Here is a 3,488-nt window from a genome sequence, read left to right as displayed (position 1 = left end):
CCTGATACAATGTATACATATATTGAAGAAGATAAGACTTTAGTTACTTGTGATTCCTTTGGTTCACATTATAGTTTTGATGGAATTTTACTAAGCAAAGTTACAGATAATGAAGGTTATTTAAGAGCGTTAAAGTATTATTTCGATTGCATCATTGGACCTTTTAAGAATCCATTTATGATAAAGGCTTTAGATAGAATAAAGGATTTAGAAATTGATATGATTTGCACAGGACATGGTCCGGTAGTTGATTGTAGAATTGATGAAATTATGGAATACTATAAAAAATGGTCTAATGTTCCAAATCCAAACCCAAGAAAGACAGTCATTATACCATACGTAAGTGCGTACGGATATACAAAAGAATTAGCTTACAAAATAGCTGAAGGAATTAAAGCCAGCGGAGATATAGATGTTAGAGCTTATGATATGGTGGAATCTGATCAAGGAAAGGTACTTGAGGAGCTTGAATTTGCCGATGGTATTTTATTTGGTACTCCAACAATAGTAGGTGAAGCCTTAAAACCGATTTGGGATCTAACTACTTCAATCTTTGCAAGAACTCATGCTAATAAGCTTGCAAGTGCTTTTGGAAGTTATGGATGGAGTGGGGAAGCTGTTCCTCATATTATAGAAAGATTAAAGCAGCTTAGAATGAAGGTTGTTGACGAAGGATTTAGAGTAAAATTTAAGCCAAGTGATAATGAATTAACTGAAGCATATAATTATGGATATAATTTTGGATGTATCCTTTTAAATAAAGAAAATCCAAATTAAGTGAAACTTGATTCAGATGGGGTTTGATTCCCATATGAATCTTAGTTGAACTTATACCCTCAGGGGGCACAATGTCCAGGAGCGTGCAGCCGTTATCTCCAACTTAAATAAGTGGGTTGTTACGGATGCTAGCTATCGGATAAAAATTAGTAATAGTAATTACTTAAATTAGGGCTTATGGTATAAGTCCTAATTTTAATTATGTTTGAATTAAAAAATTATAGAGGTGAAACAATGTTTGAAATATCATTTCCAGTAAAATATTCTGAAATTGAAACAGTGCAAGATAAGCTTATAGCTATAGGTTTATACTATACGTATTACGATGCACCATATGAGGTAACTGTTGATTCAAACGGTTATGGTTTTTGCGAGAAGGAAAATGAAATCATAGAGTTAAAAGTTTTTCCTGAATGTGAAAGTATAGAGGAGTGCAATGAATATATTAATGAAATAAAAGAAATTCTTGATATTGAAGGAAATATAAATTTAGCACAACTAAAAGATGATAATTGGCAGGAACCTTTTGAGCCTGTAGATCTAAATAATGGCTGGATAATCGCTGAGCCGGATTCTGCAGTTGATGATAATCTGATGAAAATTAATTTTGAGTCCCAGGGATCTTTTGGAACAGGTCTCCATGAAACTACTCAGGATTTGCTTAGATATATATTAGAAGAGGATTTTTCAAAGCTTACTGTCCTTGATTTGGGTACAGGATCAGGTATATTAAGCATAGCAGCTGGCCTAAAAAATGCAGAGCATATAGTTGCGTTAGATATAAGAGACGTAACAGAGGAAGTTTTACATAATGCTAACCTTAACAATATAAATAATGTAGAAGTAGTTGTTGCTGATGTTACTTCTAAGGATTTAGGAGTTAATAATAAATTTGATGTAGTATTTATCAACATAGGTGGAGATGAAACATTATCTTCAATGGAGTTTATTAATAGGGTTTTAAAAAATAATGGGAAGTTGTTTGTATCTGGCTTAGTAGAATGGAGCAGTGACACAATACTTGAAGAATTAAAAAGTCAAGGATACAATCTTTTAAAGAGCACTAAAACAAATGAATGGGTGACTATGATTTTAAAAAAAGGAGCATAAATAAATGGATAAAGGAAATACCTAAAATTGAACCTAAGCAATTTCTGTGTTAAAAGATTGACACAACAGGACTGTCAAGTGTTTTTATATAGTAAAAGCCTTTTAAATAATGATATAATGTAGATAACAAAAATTATATATTTTGGGACTGTGTAATGAAATAAGACTTAGGGCGGCTGATATGAAAATAAATTATATTTATTGATATAGTAATGATAGGAGTGATTTTAGTGGAACCAGTGATTAAGAATACAAAATTATCATACGAGGATTATCTAAAGCTTAGGGAAAAAAGTGATAATATATTAGAGTATATAGATGGTATTGTATATATGTCACCATCACCATCTACTAAACATCAAAGAATATCAAGTAAACTACATGCAAAGCTATATAGTATATTGGAAGGAACAAATTGTGAAGTATTCCATGCACCTTTCGATATATTATTAAAAAATGATGATATTGAAGGAGAAAAGTTAGTAATTCCTGATTTATCAGTAATATGTGATAAGAGTGGTTTTACAGATAATAAGTATATAGGGGTACCAAGCCTAATAATAGAAATATTAAGCCCGTCAAATCAATCTCACGATTTAGTTACGAAATTAAATATATATATGAAATATGGTGTAAATGAATATTGGATAGTTAATCCTATATTGAATACTGTTATGTTATATACACTAAACAAAGATAAAATGTATGAACAAAGTATAGTTAAAACTGAAACAGGGATTGTTAAATCAAAACTTTTTGAAGAATTTGAAGTTGATATAGAAGAGTTATTCTAGAATGGCAAAAACATCATGATTAGCATTAAAAATCGAGTAGTAATAAATTTGAATTAAATTTATTACTACTCGATTTTATTTTTGATAAGTGAGTACGTACAATAAGTACATGTAACCATAGGATAACAACATAGTTAATGTATTTAAATTTGGTTTTAATTACAGCTTCATCTGGATTAACATTAACATGAGATGTATTTAAATACAGTTATGCAAATAAGCGATTTTTAAAATATTTTTTACATAATAATACTGTTTATACATAAAACAATGTATAATATTTTCATATAGATGAATATTTAGGGAGGGATTTTATATGGAGATATTGGAATTAAAAAAGAACTTCTATTGGACTGGAGTATTAGATCCAGAGTTAAGGGTATTTGATATAGTGATGGAGACAGAATTTGGGACGTCCTATAATTCTTATTTACTCAAGACAAGCGAAAAGACTGTATTATTTGAGACTGCTAAGGTTAAGTTCTTTGATGGGTATTTAAAGGCGTTAAATAAATTAGTTGATATTAAAGATATTGATTATATTATAGTAAATCATACAGAACCTGATCATGCAGGAAGCATAGAAAAGTTAATCGAAATAAATCCTAATATCAAAATCGTTGGAACTCAAGTTGCAATAGGCTTTTTAAAGAATATTGTAAATCGTGATTTTTATAGCATTGCAGTAAAGGAAAACGATGTTTTAGAATTAGGAGATAAAACTTTACGTTTCATGCTTCTACCAAATTTGCATTGGCCTGATACAATGTATACATATATTGAAGAAGATAAGACTTTAGTTACTTG

General features: G+C 29.9%; 4 protein-coding genes. All 4 read left to right on the top strand.

What is annotated here, in order from left to right; genetic code table 11:
• The coding region (locus COL3_RS25585) for a flavodoxin domain-containing protein (RefSeq protein ID WP_143327572.1) at window positions 1–777 on the top strand (777 nt) is incomplete at its 5' end.
• Between the two features lie 234 nt (window positions 778–1,011).
• The gene (locus COL3_RS25580) at window positions 1,012–1,887 is read left to right on the top strand and encodes a 50S ribosomal protein L11 methyltransferase (RefSeq protein WP_008421908.1); all 876 of its coding nucleotides are present in this window, start codon (window positions 1,012–1,014) and stop codon (window positions 1,885–1,887) included.
• Window positions 1,888–2,117: 230 nt separating this feature from the next.
• Complete coding sequence (locus tag COL3_RS25575) at window positions 2,118–2,681, top strand: Uma2 family endonuclease (RefSeq protein ID WP_008421910.1); 564 nt, start codon at window positions 2,118–2,120, stop codon at window positions 2,679–2,681.
• Window positions 2,682–2,997: 316 nt separating this feature from the next.
• Window positions 2,998–3,488 (top strand): FprA family A-type flavoprotein (locus COL3_RS25570; RefSeq protein WP_143327571.1); only part of this gene is annotated, 491 nt, incomplete at its 3' end.

Source organism: Clostridium sp. LS (assembly GCF_002760435.1).
Lineage (GTDB): Bacteria > Bacillota > Clostridia > Clostridiales > Clostridiaceae > Clostridium.
Note: the sequence above shows the minus strand (reverse complement) of the source record. Positions and strands in the feature narration are given on the sequence as shown.

Coding starts and splice junctions, on each gene's coding strand:
- COL3_RS25580 (WP_008421908.1), top strand. CDS start 1,012: ATGTTTGAAATATCATTTCCAGTAAAATATTCTGAAATTGAAACAGTG.